This is a genomic window from Edaphobacter sp. (assembly GCF_028283685.1).
Taxonomy (GTDB): domain Bacteria; phylum Acidobacteriota; class Terriglobia; order Terriglobales; family Acidobacteriaceae; genus Edaphobacter.
Genome location: NZ_JAPWKF010000008.1, coordinates 384,722 through 402,299, shown reverse-complemented (window position 1 = coordinate 402,299; position 17,578 = coordinate 384,722). Strand labels below are relative to the sequence as shown.

Here is a 17,578-nt window from a genome sequence, read left to right as displayed (position 1 = left end):
GGTTCCATGAAGAACTTCATCAAGAGTTCCATCGTCATGCTTCTTACGGTGAGTGGCATTGCCATCGCACAACAAGAGAAGCCCAACGTTGTGATTGTGCTGCACAGTTCGCAGACGCTGCCCGCCGCCATGGACCGTTTTCAAACCATGGTCGGCAGGGATGCGTGCATATGCTCCGTACTGCGCGAGGAGGACATGACGCCGGAGCGTCTCAAGCAGGCGAAGGTCGTCTTTATGCAACATCCCTCTCAGGAGATGCTGGACAACCTGAAACCCGTAGCGCTCGAGGCCATGAAGAATGGCCTGCAGGTGGCGACGGATGTCCCGGAGTTCATCGTGCGGAACTGGAGCGTAGAGCCGACCATGCGTCTGACGACCAGGCTGATGCCGTACTGGAACAACGGTGGCGAAGACAACATGCTGAGTTTCCTGCTGGTGCTTTATAGCGCAGCCGGAGGTAAAGGCATCTCGATTCCTCCCCCCGTGCGGATGGCAAACAAGGGCGTCTATCATCCTGACGCTCCGCATCTGTTTCCGACGATGGCCGAGTATCTTGCGTGGTATCGCAAGTCAAAACCAAACCAGGGCCGTCTGGTTACGGTCAACTTCTTCTATACCTATCTCAAAGACAACGACACTGCCGTGGTCGATTCCCTCATTCGCGAACTGGAGCATCAAGGAATGGCGGCGGCTGGCATCGTTGGTTCGCCTCATTCAAGTCTGGTTTCTGTCTTCAATCAACCAGCGGATGATCCGATCCGAGTGATGATGATGTTCACGCTTGCGCTCGCGAAGCCCGATGATCGCGCGATGCTCGAAAGACAAAACATCCACGTGATGAACCTGATGCTGAGCCGTCAGACACGTTCCGAGTGGGAGGCGACGGACAGAGGCGTCACGCCGGACCGCATCACCACAATGCTCTCGTCGCCCGAAGCATACGGAGCAACCGAGCCCATGATGATAGGAACCACTGAAGGCGGTGCGAAGGGAGTTCCATCCCATCTTGAGCCGATACCGGAGCGGGTTCATGCGGCCGCCCTGCGCGCCAAGCGCTGGGTGACACTCGCCGAAAAGAGTAACGCCGATAAACGTCTGGCGGTGATCTATTACAACAACCCTCCGGGGAAAGGGAATATTGGCGCAAGCTATATGAATCTTCCGCCAAGTATCCAGGGTGTACTGCAAACGTTGAAGGATGCCGGCTATCAGACCGGAGCGATCATTCCAGACACGGATGAGATTCTTAAGTTGCTCTCTACCGTCGGCCATAACGTGGAGAACTGGGAGCCGGGCGAACTGGACCGCATGGCGCGCTCCGGCAAAGTAGCACTCGTTCCCGTCACCGAGTATGAAAAATGGTTCGCAGAGTTGCCGGAGCCGTTTCAGAAAAACGTGCTTGAGCGCTGGGGCCAGCCGCGTGATGCGAAGCTGATGACATGGACAAACTCGGCAGGCAGAAAGTATTTCGTCATCCCAGGTGTGCAGCTTGGAAATGTCTTTCTTGGGCCGCAGGTATTGCGCGCGTCAGCCGAGGAATACACGAATGTTCAGCACAGTGCTACGCTGCCTCCACATCATGGCTATATTGCGTCCTTTCTCTACTATAGAAATATTCTGAAAGTCGATGCCATGATCCAGATGGGACGTCATGGAACTCTGGAATGGCTTCCCGGAAAGAATGCTGGTCAGGCCGGATGGGACACCTCGGAGGTGCTTTTAGGAGACCTGCCGAACATCAACTACTACATCATGGATGGTGATGCCGAGGCCATTCAGGCGCGCCGTCGCGGCGCAGCTGTACTGATCTCGCATCTCACGCCGATCCTTTCGCGAAGCGGATTCGAAGAGCGATTCGGTGTACTCAACGAAGCCCTCTCTCGTTGGCAGGAGACACACGAGACAGCGCCCGCCCTTTCCGCGGAGTATGCGAAGCAGGCAGTCGGAGAGATGGATCGTCTCGGACTTGTGAAGCAACTTTCTCTCGATGTCGCCAACACAGACGAGACGATGGAGAAGGCGATCGCTTTTCTCGATAGTGTCGAGGAGACGCCTATGCCGCTTGGATTGGCGACCGTCGGGCAGATGCCATCGGAAGGTCGTCTGCGGATAGGATTGAAGACGTTCCTCGCAAGCGGTTTCCTGCCTGATGAGAGCAAAATCGTTGCGCCCTATTTGCAGGGATGGGGAGATGCCATCTTCGATAGTCGAGAGATCGAAGCACCTTCCGTCTTTCCTGACAAACTGCGCGATAAGGTCTCTCGAAGCCTGGCGGAGGGCAAGACGTGGATCGCGAATATGCGAATCTCGCCCGCACGGGAGCTGGACGAACTTCCGAAGGTCCTGCGCGGAGAATATCTCCCCAGTGGGCCAGTTGGTGATCCCTTAAATGTGCCGGAAGCTCTGCCGACAGGTCGTAATCTGAACCAGGGCGATCCGAACCTCCTGCCAACCAGGGCCGCATGGGCTCTGGGCAAACGGATGGGAGATGAACTGCTGGAACGATATAAGAAGCAGCACGGTACGTACCCTGACCATATCTCCATGGTTCTGTGGCAGGGAGAATCCGGGCGCAATCAGGGGGCGATGGAAGCCGAAGCACTCTATCTGATGGGCGTGCAGCCGGAGTGGAACAACCGCAACGTTGTCGATCGTCTCTCGCTTGTGCCCGATACGCAGATGACGCATCCACGCGTCAACGTTCTGTTTACTGCGAGCGGACTTTACCGTGACGGCATGGCGGAAAAGATCATCATGCTGGACCGTGCGGCCCGCATCGCGGCGAGCGCTGGCGACAACGCCTTGAGCCGACAGAATCAAGACGTGAAGAAAGCGCTTATGTCAAAAGGCATGAGTGATGCGGAGGCGGAGGATGCCGCAGGTGCACGCGTCTTCTCGTCCGCACCTGGCAGCTATGGGACCGGTCTGTCCAACATGGTCGAGCAGTCACGAGATATCGAAGAGCACGCCACGATGGCCGAGCTTTACCTGTCCAAGACCAACTATGCCTACACGGAAAAGTCGTGGGGTGCCCATGTGCCAAAGCTCCTCGAACATCAGTTGAAGGGCAATCAGGTCGTGATGCACAGCCGTTCCTCCAACCTTTACGGAGCAGTAGACAATGACGACGTCTATCAGGCGATGGGTGGCCTCCGTCTCGCCTCAGAGGTTGCGGGAGCAAAACCCGATCTGGTGATCAATAATCTGCGCCATGCCGGCCACGAAAAGGTGGAAGGCGCTCGCGACTTTATTGCTACCGAACTCAACGCACGCAACTGGAATCCGCAATGGATTAAAGAGATGCAGAAGGAAGGGTACTCCGGCGCAAGAGAGATGGTGCGTGCAGGAGAGTTCCTTTACGGCTGGAAAGCCACCGCACCTGAGACAGTCGCTCCGGAAGTCTGGCAGAAGATGTATGACGTCTATGTCAAAGACGAATACAGCCTCGGTTTGAAGCCATTCATGGAAAAGGTGAATCCCGCCGCACGTCAGGCCATGCTGGGACGGTTGCTCGAGATCGACCGCCAGGGCACATACAAGTTCAAAGCCGCCGAGCGGCAACAGATGATCAAGGAATATGCACAGAATGTCGCAAAGAATGGGTTAGCTTGTGATCCGAACACCTGCGGCAACCAAAAACTCAAGCAAGAGATTGCGCAGCAAGTGGCACGAGCCCCGCAACTGCAGCTGACGCGTGACGAGCAACAGGCATTTCGTAAAACGGAGATCAGGACCACGCACATCCCTAAACCGTCGCCTGCAACTCCTCTCAAGTCAGAATCTCATCGGGCTTCCCTGCCGCCTTCGCTCAACGGATACCGTGTCACCTACGTCAAGATGGGCAAACTCCTTCAAACTTCCAGGCAGGTCGTAGCGGAGCATTTCACAGCTTTCATCCTGGTATGGCTTGTCTCGATTGCCAGTGGGGTCCTGCTTGGAATAGTTCGCCGGAGATGGATCAAGCAACAGATGATCCAGTTGTTGCCGAGATGATTGCCATGCTCAAGTAGAAGCTTCTCAAAGAGAAGCCCATCCGCTAAACAGCAACGACCTCAGTGTCTACCGAAAGAGGTAACGCATGAAGCTTTTGCTCACTACTGAGATTAAGAGGGGAGCTTCGTGCGCAGCGTGGCCATGTAGCGCCAGCGAAATCGCAGGTAACGATTCCAGTACATCAGCAGCCCTGAGATTGTGAGGACGGCGAGCAGGATTCCGAACAGACACCAAAGCGCGCGCACCCATGGTCCCCAGAGTGTCCCGAAGTGGATGGGCTGCATGGCCCAGAGAAACCAGTCACCCGCGCTGCGGTTCTGGCCATAGTGCCAGAGGCTCACAATCGTTCCCGTCTTGGCGTCGAAGCGCACGATATCGGCGTGACCGAAGTCCTCCGGCGTTCGAAGGTTCATGTAGGCAATGACCTCTTCTCCTTGTGACAGGCTGGGGTTAAAAAAATACGTCAACCTGCCGTGCCGCGATGCTTTCTGCGCTGCGTCGAGGATGACCTCGAGCTTGGCTGGCTTGTCATCGTGTGGTGAAGGCTCCGCGTTTGGTTCCCGCATCCCCACTAGTGGCGAAACGGCATTCACGGCCGAGGTGAAGGGCGTGTACCACGCGAAGTAGATGCCCGAGAGCGCCCACCAGGAGACGATGAGCAGCGTCCACAGGCCAATGGCATGGTGCAGGTCGTAGTTGATGCGTCTCCACTTGTGGCGAAGTGAGACGCCCAGGCCGTGCCACCAGGTCTTGAGTCCGCGCCACCATAGAAGGAGGCCGCTGAGAGCCAGGATCAGCAGGCCTGCTGCGCCCGCGCCATTCCATTGCACGCCGTGGGAGGAGCCAAGCAGCAGCTCGGTGTGAAAGTCGTACACCACGTCCACCCAGGTGCGTCGTAGCAAAACGACGCGGCCTGTCTGCGGATCGGCCACAGCCGCGAACTGCTTCTTTGCCGCATCACGCAGCTGGAGCTGGAAGACCGGCAACCTTGCGTAGGGCATATGCAGGTACGTCACCGTCGCCCCGGGAAAGGCCGCCTGGGCCGCCTCCATCACGGTAGGGACGGAGGCAGTATGCGCCAAATCGTAAGTGGAGAAACCGGATGGAAGTGTGATCCGGGTGAGCGTGTCATGGTAGACCAGCAGCGCGCCCGAAAGGGAGATGAGCACAAGGTAGAGCGAAAGCAGGACGCCCAGCCAGAGGTGAACCTGAAACACCACCCGGCGCAGAAATAGCCTGCGCGGGTGGTGGATGAGGTCGTCAAAGAAGCTCACGGTTGTGCCTCATCTGGTCGGTTAGAACCGTACGCCTGCGGAGGCGCGCACGGTACGTGGTGCGGCATAGCCGAGACCGAGGAGGCTGGACTCGTAGTAGTTGTTGCCGGTGACGTTGTCGAGATTGACGCGCAGGGAGATGGGCACCTTGGTTTCAAAATCGTAGCGACCTCCGATGTCGAGGCGAGCCCATGCGGGGATGCTCTGCGTGTTTGCCGTGTCCACGGACTGTCTTGACGATGCTGTCACGCGAGCGTCGAGGAACAGCGATTTGAGTCGGGGCACGGTCCACTCTGCGTTGACGGTGCTCTGCGTTCCCGGAATCCCCTGCGCACGCTGGCCATCGGTGGTGGAGTCGCCGGTGCCTCTCTGGCGTGCATCGAGAAGGCTGAGGCCACCGTTCACACGGATGCTGCGCACGATGTTGCCTGCGAGGGTGAACTCAAGGCCGCGGTTGCGCTGCTTGCCGGTGATGCCGTAAACGTTTGTCACGGGGTTCAGCACGCCGTTGGGCTTGCCAATCTCGTAGATGGCGAGGGTCGCTTCGAGTGAGCGATGCTCATACTTCGCGCCAACTTCCTTCTGCGTGGCAACGTAGGGCGCGAAGACCTGATTCACGTTGGTTGCACCGATCGGTGCTGTAGGACCCTGCTGCAGGTCCTGGATGTAGTTGCCGTAGACCGAGAGACCTTTGGGCAGATGGTACATCGCTGCGACCGATGGGCTGGCCTTGCCCTGGTTGTAGCTGCAGCTGTCCGTGCAGGGTATGAAGTCCGGCGTATTGTTTGCGCCGCGCGCGATCGAGCCGTAATTCTTCACGCCGATCCACTGCCCGCGCAGGCCGCCGATGACCGTGAGCTTGCCGTGCAGCGCGGTGGCGACATCGGCGAGGGCGATGCTGGACAGCCGGTTGAGGCCGGTATCCGGGACGCCTTTGAGGCCAGCGATACGAGTCACCAGCGGCGCGAGGGCGACCGGGTTGTAGATATTCGTGTCATGCGTGTCGCCGTATTCGTACGCATAGGCAGACCCGATCTGGAGATAATCGCCGGCAAGCGTGATGTCGTGATGGATAGGACCGGTATTGGTGCTGAGCCGCGTGCCAAGGCGGGCGACGTTGGTGTGTATGTCCGAGGTAAACGTAAGATCCTGCGCGATGACGTCGCCCTGAGCATCAATGAGGTAGGCCACTCCGGGGCCCTGGTACGACTCCAACTCGTGGGCATAGCCGTACGATCCGTACATCTGAAAGCGATCGTTGAAGTCGTAACCACCCTGCGCCAACGCCATCTGCTGGTGATGCGTGTAGCTGGAGGAATGATCGAAGATGTTGCTGGTCATCTTCGGAGCCTTGGGAACATCAAAGCCGGGATAGACGTAGATGGCATCGCGGAATCCAAGCATGCTGCGAGCCTGGTCGCTTATGTCAACGTTGGCGTGGAACTTCTGCGCACGGTAGTCGACGCCGAGGCCGCCAGCTCCGACATTCTCCTCCTGGTTGTCGACAGGCGTTTTACCCATGCGGCCGCCGAGCGTCAGGCGCACACCCAGAGCATTCTGCGGCAGGAAGCGCCTGCCCATGTCCAGATGGCCCTCCTTCTCAGTCGCAGACGAGTAGCCGCCATCGACGCGGTAATAGGGGGTATCGCCTGCATGCTTGGTAACCATGTTCACCGTTCCGGCCACCGCGCCGTAAGCACTTGCCCCGTTGAGGAACGAGCTTGGCCCCTTGAAAATTTCGATCCGGTCGATGTTTTCGATCGACGGGCTGCGTTGGTCTACCAGCCCGGGAATGCCGTTGATCAGCGACTGGCCCACTGGCAGTACAAAGCCGCGCAACGTGACGTACTGGTTTTCGGAGTACCGTCCGTTCGATTCCTGAATACCCACCTCGTTACGAAGCACATCCGAGACGGTCTGCGCCTGCTGATCAAGCACAAGTTGCGATGTGTAACTCGACACGGAGAAGGGCAGGTCCTGCTTGCTGAGCGTGCCCAGAATACCCGCCTGGGCGACCGTGCCGATCTCTCCATTGCCCGTGGTCTCGTAGGCATTCACGGTTACGGCATCTGTGGCGGAGCCCACGTTCAGATGAACGTCATGGACGCGATTTACGTTATCGGACAGCGAAAGGTTCTCCTCTACCGCCGTCCGGAAGCCCTGTGCCGTTACCTTTTCACGATAATGGGGGTCAAGCTGCCCAACGATTTCAAGCCGATAGTGGCCGCTGGCATCTGTGACGGTTGACGCGACCTTCTTCCCACTCAGCGTCTCGATGGAGACCGTGGCGTTTGGTACGGCTGCGCCCGAGGCGTCAGTAACGACACCACTCAACTCAGCGCGGATCGACGCAGCCGGAGCAGGAGCAGCCGAAGCAGAAAAATCTCCAAGAGCGAGAAAACAGGACAGGGCCAAAACCCCTCGGTGAAACAAGTTCATGTGACTGCCTTTCTGAAGCAACGAAGGCAGACATGAGCACGTCTTTAGAAAAGACGGTTGCCGGTCCTTCGCTTGCCGATCTCGGTCTTCGCAGTGCTTCGCCAAAAGACTGCTGCGGAGACCTTTTATGCCATAGCTTCAATATACGACAGATTTAGTCCTCTATGCGGGGAACCTACCCGCAACCGGCGCGCAGAATAGAGCAACGCAGTATGGTCGAGAGGTCCCAGCCTGTGCTCCCGGCCGAATCCAGTGGCGATTATGACCAGCTTGATGAAGTCGCAGCAATTAACAGAGCAAGGTGAAGCGGCTGTTTGATGACGGTGCTGTCGACCAAACGGAGCTTTAGCGTCGCATCAAAATGATTCTTTCGTCGCTTCGCTGGCAAGATCAAGTTCGAGGCGAATCAGTCTCGCCCTTCGTTGCTATCCCGGTCTTCCCAAACCGCACCTTCCGGCACTCCGCCCATCTTCGTCAATAAAGCGAGCGGCATCAGGGTGTGCCGGAAGATCTCAACGGTAAAACAATTGGCGAACTAGCGCTTTATGGCCACGATGCCGCCATTATGCCGAAAGGTGTGCTGATGGACGAGTTCGGATTCAAGCCAGAGACCTGTCAATGGATCATCCCGCGTGAACCGCACTGGCAAAGGATGCTCCGCCATCCCTGCTATTTGCGAAGAAGCTTCTGCTGCAGATGTGAAACATCCTCGTCGGAGAGCTTGAGCACCTGGCGGCGATAGTTGGCGAACGAGCCATAGCGGCTGTCGATCTGTCGCAGCGTCGATTCGAGATAGGCGGGATCGGCAACCATCAGAACATTGCGTTGTTCCGGGGTGAGGCTGCTGATTGCGCTGTTGCCGCTGCCGCCGTCATCTTCTTGATCTGCGCCGGATCGTGCAGGTACTGGTTGGTGAGAGCGTAGTCCTCGAGCACAGTCTTTTCAGGCACGCCGAGCGTCAGCAGCAGGAGAGCGGAAAAGATACCGGTCCGATCCTTGCCGGCCGTGCAATGGTAAAGCAGTGGGAGATGATCGTTGTTGACCTGCCTGAAGAGGGTTGCGAACTGATCGCCGGACGAGAAGACGAAAGACCCGTAGGTGGCGCGCATGCGTTCACGAAGCTGCTCCGCGGTGGGATGGCCGGCGAGCAGCTGCTGCAGGGAGACGTTGTTGCTTTTGCGATTCGGATCGCTGCCGATAGGAAGGCTCACACGCTGGACGCTGGGATCGTCGACCCATTTTTCGGGAGCGACATCGTTTTCTTCCTTCGTGCGAAAGTCGCAAACGACGCGGATATTAAGCTGTGCGAGGTACTGAAGGTCGGCCGGAGTGAGACCGCTGAGAACTCCGGAGCGATAGAAAAGTCCCCAGCGAACGAAGCGTCCGTCGGCGGTCTCATAACCACCGATGTCGCGGAAGTTGGGTGTGCCTTCGAGATCGAGATGCCGGATGGACACCTCACGAACCTCACCCGTATCGGCCTTCAGTACAAAGTACATACGCTGACCGGGCTTGCCTGCGTTGAGGGTAATGCTGGTGCTCTTCGTATGGGTGAGCGGCTTTGCTGTGGTGGGAACGTCGGGGGTATCCGCCGCGAAGATCTGCACGCCGTGAGTATCTCCGGTAAAGGTATAGGTGAGCTTGTAGGTGGCAGAGCCGCTCTGCACGCATTGCAGCTGCGTGACGTCGGCGTAAGCGGCTGAGGCCGCAAGCGAGAGGAGACAGAGAGCGAGTTTCGAGCGCATGATCGAGTCCTTTGTAATTTTCCGCATGGTTAGAAGCTGAGCCGCAGCCCCGCTTGAAGCTGGCGAGCAGTGTTGGCCTGAGTCAGAAAGATCTGCCCGAAGCTGGAAGAGGCGATGCTGGTGTTCGGACCTGCGAACTGGACACGGTTGAAGGCGTTGAAGAACTCCATGCGGAAGTCGAGAGTGAATGGCTCGGGCAGGCGGATGCGGCGTGCAGCGAGCATATCGAAGTTCGTGGTGCCTGGCGCGCGGACGTCAGCAAGAAAGCGCGGCGCGTTGCCGAACTGGTAGGACGGCGTGGGAGTGAACGCCGCAGGGTTGAAATAGAGGCCGCCGTTGCGGATCTGGCGTCCGCCGGGTACATGTGTGGAGATGCCGGTGACGTCAGGCCGCATCGCGGTGCCGCCGCCGAAAGAGTTCGAGTAGTTGGGAGAGCTGACAGCGATGGGCAGGCCATTGTCGTAGGTGAAGAAGGTGCCGACAGTAAACCCACCGAAGATATCGCTGAGGGCTCCCTGGTTGAAGAAGTGCTTGCCGCGTCCGAACGGCAGCTCATACTGACCGCTGAGGCGAATGACGTTGGTGAGGTCCTGCGACGAGATGGAACGATCGCAGCGAGTGCAGTCGGTGTTCTGAAACTGCGCCTGGTTGAAGTAGTCGCCGACGTTATCCATCATCTTGCTGTGGGTGTAGGTGAACAGGAGAGCGAGTCCCTGCGAGAAGCGGCGTTCCACAGAGAGTTGCAGCGCATGATACGTGGAGTTGCCCACACCCGAGGTCGCCGTCATGTTCTGAAACTGCGGATGTGGACGCAGCAGCTGCCCACGCTGAACCGTCGGTGCGCTGAGGGTAGATGTCGGGTCGGTGATGACGCCGTAAAACGGATTCGCGACCGTCGTAAGCAGCGAGGAGCCGAGCGCTAGCTGGCTGGAAGGCAGCTGGTTGTAGTTGACGGGAATATAGAGATGGAGGCCATTGTTGCCCACGTAGCCGAGCGTGACGACGATGTTCGATGGAAGCTGACGTTGCACATCGAAGGACCACTGTTCGCTATAGCTGATCTTCTGTTGCCGCATGACGCCGGTGATGTTCTGCCCGGCGAGAGTGTCCAGTCCGAGGGAGCTGCCGGTAGGCTGGTTGAGACCCGCCGGAAAGGGATTACTGAGATTGAACTGCGGCGTCACACCGTCGGCCAGCGCAGACTTGGAGGTGGTGACAACGGCGAAACCGGCCGAGGAGTTGACCAGGCTGGCCGGAGGCGCGTGGAAGATACCGAATCCGCCACGGACGACGGTCTTGTCATCCATGCGATAGGCGAAGCCGAGGCGGGGATCGAAGTTCTCTTTCTGCGCGACCTGCAGGCGCCGACCCTGCCCGTTGGTGCCCACGAAACCCGGGCCTCCAGTAAGTTGACCGAGCGAACTGACATTGGCGTTGAGCGGCGACGGCGTGGTCAGGTCGAGATAGACATACTGGTTGTGGTCTTCCCGATCGGGAAGCTCGAGGTTGTAGCGCAGACCGTAGGTAAGGGTGAGGCGCGGGGTCAGATGGTACTCATCCTGCGCGTAGATAGCGTAATAAGGATGATTCACACGGAACGCGGGAGCGACGCCGCTGGAGACGGTGGCTGCACCAAGCAGCAGATCGGCGATACCGCTTCCTGACGTTCCAGCCGCGGCCTGCGGATTAGGCCCGCCGGTAAAGTTGCTGGCGGCGCTGACAGTCACCAGCTGGGCAATGTTGAGGCCCACAGGAAAGGTCCGATAGTCGAAGCCGTACTTGAGCGAATGCTTACCCTTGAGCTGCGTAAGCGACGCGGCGTACTCGGTGAGGCTGCCGTAGTCCTTCTCCAGCCCGCCCTGCGGGCCGATGCCGCTGATACGAGTCGCGGTCAGCTCCGGGAAGGTGGTCGAGGAGAGACCGGCGACCACGTTGCCGTTGAAACCCAGCGAAGTCGGATCGAAGCCGACCGATGTGGGCGCGCGGTTGGACTCCTGGTGGGCATAGACGAAGTGATGCTCGAAGACGAGGTTGGTGGAGAGAATCCAGGTATGGTCGAACATCATGTTGTAGCCAGGCAGGCGCTGGTTGCCGGGCTCAGGCGAAAGGCCGTTGCCGTAGGGATCGGGAAACACATTGTTGCGCTGAAACCAGTTGAAGCGGCCGTAAATGGAGTGGTGTTCGCTGATCTTGTGATCGATGCGCAGGCCGACGGTATTCTGGTTGCTGCTGGTCGTGGCGTTCGAAAAGTAGTTATTGGTAGTGCTGGCTCCCTGCCCTGCCTGGTTTGGCAGCGGATAGTACGACAGAAGCGCAAGCCCGGTGGCATTGATGACAGAGCCGGGAATCATGTTGTTGGCAAAGGGCGTGCGGATGTACTGTGTCGTCCCGGCAGGCGCGGAAGGGTCGAGGCGGGTGGTGCGCGGATCGTAGATGACAATCTGGTTGCCGTTGACGTCGCGCGACTGGGAGAAGTCTCCCTGCCGTTCGCGCGCGGTGGGAACAGTGCCAAGGAAGGAACCGGCCTGGCTCTGCCGCAGCCCCTCGAAGGTCGAGAAGAAGAAGGTGCGGTTTTCACCGTTGTAGAGGTGAGGCAGCCGGACCGGACCGCCTAAGGCATAACCGAACTGGTTGCGCTGAAAGTGCGGCTTCTTCAAACCGGCAGCATTGGCGTTATAACCATTGGCGTCCAGCACGCTGTTGCGCAGGTACTCGAAGACACTGCCGTGAAGTGTATTGCTGCCGGAGCGAGTGGCGAAGGTGACGATGCCGCCGCTGGTGCGCCCCCACTCCGGAGCGTACGCCGTGGTGAGTACCTTGAATTCCTGAATGGCATCGACCTGCGGGATGGCTGCGGCGGCGTTGTAATCGTACAGCGTCGTGTTGGCCGCGCCATCCAGCAGGCTTTCGGTGGTGGCCAGCTTCGAGCCATTGATCCGGAAGGTGTTGGTGTACGCCTGGCTCTGGTCGTTATTGCCGGACTCGCTGCTGTAAGCCGTGACTCCCTGGGCGAAGTTCACCAGCTGGAGCGGGTTCCTGATATTGAGCGGGGTGTTCTGAACGAACTGGCTCTCGATGACATTGCCGCGATCCGGATGATCCGTAACCAGCTCGGGAGCACTCGCGGCGACAGAGACGTTATAAGAGGTGGTCTCCGGCAACAGGGTGATGTTGAGCGAACGCGAGCTGCCGACCTCGAGCTTGATGCCTTCGAGTGTGTAGCGGGCAAAGCTGGGCGCGGTGGCATGCAGGATGTAGTTACCCGGGACCAGCGGAGGAAACTGGAAGTAGCCGTCTGCGTTGGAGTGCGTCAGCTCAACCTTGTTGGTGGAGGTGCTGCTGATATCGATATCGGCGTTGGTGACGGCGGAGCCGTCGGAATCCGTGACGTGTCCGCTGACCAGGGTGCTCTGCGCCAGGAGGGCAGAGCCGGCGGAGACAAGCATCGCAAGAGCGAGGCAGAGAGAAAGCTTGCGGGGTAGCAGCAGACTGCGGGGCTTCATGCCTTTGACTCTGGCAGCAAAGGATGGCCGGCGTAGCGGTATCGACCGGTAAAAAGGGGTTACACCGATTCAACAAATGTTAACGCAGCATAACTAACCTCTAGCCATGCTTCGTGAAGATGAGATCGACGCGCAGCTACAGCGCATCCTGCAATCTCCCGCGTTTGCCGGAGCAGCGAGGTCGCGACAGTTTCTTGAATATTGCGTGAATCGCTCGCGGAACGGCGACACAGCGCACCTGAAAGAGACGACCATTGCCATTGAGGTCTTTCTGCGTGCGGTCGACTACGATCCCAAGAGCGACCCCATTGTGCGGGTGCATGCGCGGCGTGTTCGCGAAAAGCTGCAGCTGTACTACCGCACAGTAGGCGCTGAAGATCCGATCCTGATCCAGTTGCCGAAGGGTGGCTATGTACCATCGATCCTTCGCTCGATAGCTGAAAAGCCATCCCTGCCGCTCGAAACGCAACGGAGCGAGCCAACGGTCGCGGTCGAAGAACCCGCTCCAATGCCAGCCTCACCGAATCAGACAGCGGTCCGCACTGGATGGCGTTGGCTCGCCGCCGCGGTGATTGTTCTGGCCATCGCGTCCGTTCTGTTGTGGAAGTGGTCTACGCAGGAAAGCCGTCGTCGCTCCGTGCTGCTGAAGGCTCTGGAACCGGTGGACACCATGCCGCGCGATGCTTCGGACGTAGTGTGGGCGCCCGATGGAAAGCGAATCGCATTTACGTCCCGCGACGACCGCGACCATCACCTGCATGTCTATCTGAAGGACATGCGCCCCGGCGCCGTACCGGTACAGCTCACCTCTGCGCCCCAGGAAGAGATGAGACCGGCATGGTCGCCTGATGGGAAAGAGATTGCGCTGGCTCGATTTACCGACTTCTATCACTTCGATGTGGTGCGGGTGCAGGTGGCCTCACACCACGAACGCACGATGGGGCGATTCCTTAATTTCTGGAAGGTAGAGTCCGACCATCCGGCACTCGACTGGTCGCATGACGGGCGTTACCTGTTGACAACGGAACAGGCCACCCCCGGAGTGCCACTCCGAATCATTCTAATGAATGCGGCAACTGGCGAGAGAAGCTTCCTGACGTCTCCCCCCGCAAGTTCGAGTGGAGACGTGGAAGCGAAGTTTTCGCCGGACAGTAAATGGGTCGCGTTCCGGCGCGGCGGTCTGGGCGATCTGTTTATCGTATCGGTTCGAGGAGAACAGGCCGAACCCGCGCGCCGTCTGACCTTCGACAATCATGGCGTGCGCGGCATCGCGTGGTCGCAGGACTCCAAATCCATCGTCTTCGGATCGCAGCGAAACAACTCCTTCAGCTTCAGCTTATGGAGAATCGCTGCCGAAGGAGGCACGCCGGAGCCTGTCACCGGTGATGACTTTGAGGCATCCGATCCCTCCATTTCGAATGAAGATCATCTGCTCGTGCGGCATAGAAAAGTGGTGACGGAACTTGTGTCGACACCTCTGACACCGGGCAGGCCGATGGAACTGCACACTCTGTTTGCCGGTGACAGCACAGCATCCAGCCCTGTCTACTCACCCGATGGCCAGTCGGTGCTTTATGTGAGCACAAAGACGGGCTGGGGAGAACTCTGGCTTTATCACGTCAGAGATTCCACAACAGAACAGCTGACGCATCTTGATGGCAACGGGCTGGTGCTGTTTCCATCATGGTCTCCGGACACGCGAACAGTCAGCTTCAGTCTGCGTACGCATGGGATGACAAACATCGTGATCTACGATATCGCCCAGCGCAGGTCACGCATGCTGACCTCCACACAGAACCGCGATATCGCTTCGGTCTACAGCGCTGACGGCCGATATCTTTACTTCTCGTCCAACGACGATGGAACACCACGCATCTGGCGAATCGCTGTGGATGGCGCAGAACATCCGGAACCTCTTTTCATCGAAGGAACGATGGGGTTCGTCCTCTCCCCGGACGGAAGGTGGTTGTACACCCTGAGCGGCGGAACCTCTCCGGTTGTCCTGCGACGCAGCCTGAGCGACGGCACGACGGAAGAAGTCTTCCGGCTGCCCGGACGAGCGACGTTCTATAACAACCTCGCGGTCACGCGGAGAAACGTCTACGTCGCGGTCTCGCAAGAGAATGCCGCTTCTTCATCCATCTACGCCGTAGATCCGGAGACGAAGAGCTCACGGATTGCGGCCACGCTTACAGAGACCGCGCCATCCACCGCTGGCGCCATCGGCGGCTTTACCGTCAGCCCCGACGACGCAATGCTCATCTTTGCGCATACGCAGTACGACAACACAACAATCCTTTCGACAAACCATTGATTCGTCGCGCCTCTTACGACGCGAAATGTTCGATACGCGAATCAAAGCCCCAACACCAGAAGCTGAACCGAATATGACGGTATCGAGAAACTCGAACCGAGAGATCGATAAGCCCACCTCGAGGCTCGAGAACGAATCAGAGAGGCCGGTCTTTGAAGGCCTGCAAAACCTGTTTCGCGGAAGAACTGTCTTTGTGATTGCGCATCATCTCAGCATGATTAGAAGAATCTTCATCGCGCGATTCTGAAATATTGTTCCGTTGGAGCTGCGCCGCCAGTTTTTGCGTTCTCTGCGTCCAGCCGCGGGCGCGTTCGATCTCAGCGCCCACCAGAAACCCAATGGTCGAGATCAGCAGGACGTCTTCATCCGAGTAGCAATATGGTTGCTCGTGTTGAACATTGATCACGCCCACAAGCTTTCCACGGCACAATACAGGAACCGAGAGAAACGCTTCGAAACGATCTTCAGGGAGAGATGGAAACATCTTAAAGCGAGAATCCTGGAACGCCTTCGAGGAAATGGCGACCGGCTCCAGGTGCTCCGCGACCCAGCCGGTAATGCCCTCTCCCTGCTCAATACCCAGCACATCGACAATGTCCGCGTGCGGATTCTTCGAAGCGCACAAAATTAAACGCTGTTCCCTGAGAAGATAGATAAAGCAGGAATCGCACTGCAGGATAGACGAGACAAAATCGACACTCTGCTTCAAAACGTCATGCAGCTCGTCGACTGCCGCCAGGCGACTTCCAATCTCATGGAGGAAGTCCACCCCTTTGCGGTTCTGCGTTCTCGCCGTACCGTCAACTTTTGTGGTCATATCTCATTCACAGGCCATTACATTAATTAATAGAGATAACAAGCCGCACAATGATATCGAATATTGCCGTACGATCACCGGCGCATCCATATGTCGATGATTTCAAGGGGCGCGAAATGGTATCCGCGAAACGAGTCATGCCTCCTGCAGCAAACGCGCAAGCAGCCACCCGTGTCTCCCCAAAGGGATCGGTCATTTCATGATTCGTCGCCATCGCGCCTTGATCGTTGCGATCTTTGCTTTGTCACTGAGCGTTACCGCACTTGACCGCAACCTGCTTGCAGCAGTGTGGCCGATCCTCCAGACGCAACTTCATCTCACGAACGGCCAGTACGGCATCATCGTGGCCGGCTTCTCCATTGCGTATGGTATTTGTGCGCCGCTTTCAGGCCTGCTGGTCGATAGGCTCGGCTTCACAAAAGTCGCCGTGATCGCCCTGGCACTGTGGTCTGTATTTGGAATCGCGACTGCATTCGCTTCCAGCTTCCACGCTCTGCTGCTCTGCAGGATATTGCTTGGCTGCGCGGAGTCTGCCTCGCTGCCAGCTGTGGCCAAGGCTTACGTGACCTATCTCCGTCCGGCAGAAAGAAGTATGGGAACCGCGGCAACACAGATTGCACTGACTATCGGTGCCGTAGGAGCGACTCTCATCGCAGGGAACCTTACAGCAAGATATGGCTGGCAAAGTACCTTCCTGATAGCAGGAACCCTCGGCCTGCTATGGATTCCGCTTTGGTGGAAGACTCAGAAAACCCCGCAGGACGCGGGACCTGCTTCCTCTTTCGAGGGCGATCCCATAGGGATGAAACAGCTGCTTTGCCAGCCCGGCCTATGGGCTTTGATCAGCGCCAGTCTGCTGCTTATGCCTCTTTATAGCCTCTGGACCAATTGGACGACGGTCTATCTCGTGCGTGAGCGCGGCCTGTCTTCTACAGTCGCAAACCTGCATTACGCCTGGATTCCGCCGATCTTCGCCATGGTGGGCGGAATCACAGGCGGCTGGTTCGCCCTCCAGGGCGCACGCAGAGGCATCCCCGTACAGAAAGCGCGTTTCAATGTCTGCTTCTGGGCCGCTCTCGGCCTGCTACTGACCGCAACCATCCCTGTTTTGCCAACTGCCGACTGGGCGACCGCTGCGATCAGCCTGAGCTTTTTCTGCACCCTCTGCATCAGCATCAATATCTATGCCATGGCGCTGGATCTCTTCGGCACCGTCCACGCCAGCTTTGTCTTCTCTCTCCTCACCGCCAGCTACGGTCTCATGCAGACAGTCATCTCTCCGTTGATCGGTTCCTGGGTGGATCATCACAGCTTCAAAGCTGTTTGCGTATTCGGTGCGCTGTCCCCTCTCTGCGGGCTCGCAATTTTATATGCCGCCATCTTCCGCGGAAGTGAGCGATACTCGCGGGCCTGACGCCAAACAATTGCAACGAGAAGATCGTTTCTCGATACAAAATAGATTTTCAGGCAAAGAACAGATTTTCCTTCCGATC

At 58.0% G+C, this 17,578-nt stretch carries 9 protein-coding genes; 3 read left to right on the top strand and 6 right to left on the bottom strand.

From position 1 onward, the window contains the following. Nucleotides 1-6 precede the first annotated feature (6 nt). Nucleotides 7-3,993 (top strand): cobaltochelatase subunit CobN, encoded by a 3,987-nt coding sequence (locus PW789_RS16675; RefSeq protein WP_299378674.1) that lies wholly within the window; start codon nucleotides 7-9, stop codon nucleotides 3,991-3,993. A gap of 110 nt (nucleotides 3,994-4,103) precedes the next feature. Here PW789_RS16675 and PW789_RS16670 read toward each other — a convergent pair whose 3' ends face one another. From PW789_RS16670 to PW789_RS16650, 5 genes are all read right to left on the bottom strand, one after another. After that, nucleotides 4,104-5,267: a PepSY domain-containing protein gene (locus PW789_RS16670; RefSeq protein ID WP_299378672.1), complete on the bottom strand. Its 1,164-nt coding sequence runs from the start codon at nucleotides 5,265-5,267 to the stop codon at nucleotides 4,104-4,106. A gap of 21 nt (nucleotides 5,268-5,288) precedes the next feature. Further along, the gene (locus PW789_RS16665; protein WP_299378670.1) at nucleotides 5,289-7,682 is read right to left on the bottom strand and encodes a TonB-dependent receptor; all 2,394 of its coding nucleotides are present in this window, start codon (nucleotides 7,680-7,682) and stop codon (nucleotides 5,289-5,291) included. A 693-nt stretch (nucleotides 7,683-8,375) separates the two neighbouring features. After that, nucleotides 8,376-8,519 carry a tyrosine-protein phosphatase gene (locus PW789_RS16660; RefSeq protein ID WP_299378668.1) on the bottom strand — a complete coding sequence of 48 codons (144 nt, stop codon included), beginning with the start codon at nucleotides 8,517-8,519 and terminating at the stop codon, nucleotides 8,376-8,378. Then, complete coding sequence (locus PW789_RS16655; RefSeq protein WP_299378666.1) at nucleotides 8,519-9,451, bottom strand: tyrosine-protein phosphatase; 933 nt, start codon at nucleotides 9,449-9,451, stop codon at nucleotides 8,519-8,521. Before PW789_RS16655 ends, PW789_RS16660 begins: the two co-directional genes overlap by 1 nt. A 29-nt stretch (nucleotides 9,452-9,480) precedes the next feature. After that, nucleotides 9,481-12,954, bottom strand: coding sequence for a TonB-dependent receptor (locus tag PW789_RS16650; RefSeq protein WP_299378664.1), 3,474 nt, complete (start codon nucleotides 12,952-12,954; stop codon nucleotides 9,481-9,483). 106 nt (nucleotides 12,955-13,060) lie between these two features. Here PW789_RS16650 and PW789_RS16645 point away from each other — a divergent pair, with 106 nt between their 5' ends. Continuing rightward, nucleotides 13,061-15,268 carry a hypothetical protein gene (locus tag PW789_RS16645; protein WP_299378662.1) on the top strand — a complete coding sequence of 736 codons (2,208 nt, stop codon included), beginning with the start codon at nucleotides 13,061-13,063 and terminating at the stop codon, nucleotides 15,266-15,268. 136 nt (nucleotides 15,269-15,404) lie between these two features. Here PW789_RS16645 and PW789_RS16640 read toward each other — a convergent pair whose 3' ends face one another. Continuing rightward, complete coding sequence (locus PW789_RS16640; RefSeq protein WP_299378660.1) at nucleotides 15,405-16,085, bottom strand: GAF domain-containing protein; 681 nt, start codon at nucleotides 16,083-16,085, stop codon at nucleotides 15,405-15,407. A gap of 199 nt (nucleotides 16,086-16,284) precedes the next feature. On the opposite strand from PW789_RS16640, the gene PW789_RS16635 reads away from it, so the two are divergent. Beyond that, on the top strand, nucleotides 16,285-17,499 hold the full coding sequence (locus PW789_RS16635; RefSeq protein WP_299378658.1) for an MFS transporter: 1,215 nt from the start codon (nucleotides 16,285-16,287) through the stop codon (nucleotides 17,497-17,499). The last annotated feature ends 79 nt before the right edge of the window (nucleotides 17,500-17,578 follow it).

Coding starts and splice junctions, on each gene's coding strand:
- PW789_RS16655 (WP_299378666.1), bottom strand. CDS start 9,451: ATGCGCTCGAAACTCGCTCTCTGTCTCCTCTCGCTTGCGGCCTCAGCC.
- PW789_RS16675 (WP_299378674.1), top strand. CDS start 7: ATGAAGAACTTCATCAAGAGTTCCATCGTCATGCTTCTTACGGTGAGT.
- PW789_RS16640 (WP_299378660.1), bottom strand. CDS start 16,085: ATGACCACAAAAGTTGACGGTACGGCGAGAACGCAGAACCGCAAAGGG.
- PW789_RS16645 (WP_299378662.1), top strand. CDS start 13,061: ATGCTTCGTGAAGATGAGATCGACGCGCAGCTACAGCGCATCCTGCAA.
- PW789_RS16660 (WP_299378668.1), bottom strand. CDS start 8,519: ATGGTTGCCGATCCCGCCTATCTCGAATCGACGCTGCGACAGATCGAC.
- PW789_RS16635 (WP_299378658.1), top strand. CDS start 16,285: ATGATTCGTCGCCATCGCGCCTTGATCGTTGCGATCTTTGCTTTGTCA.
- PW789_RS16650 (WP_299378664.1), bottom strand. CDS start 12,954: ATGAAGCCCCGCAGTCTGCTGCTACCCCGCAAGCTTTCTCTCTGCCTC.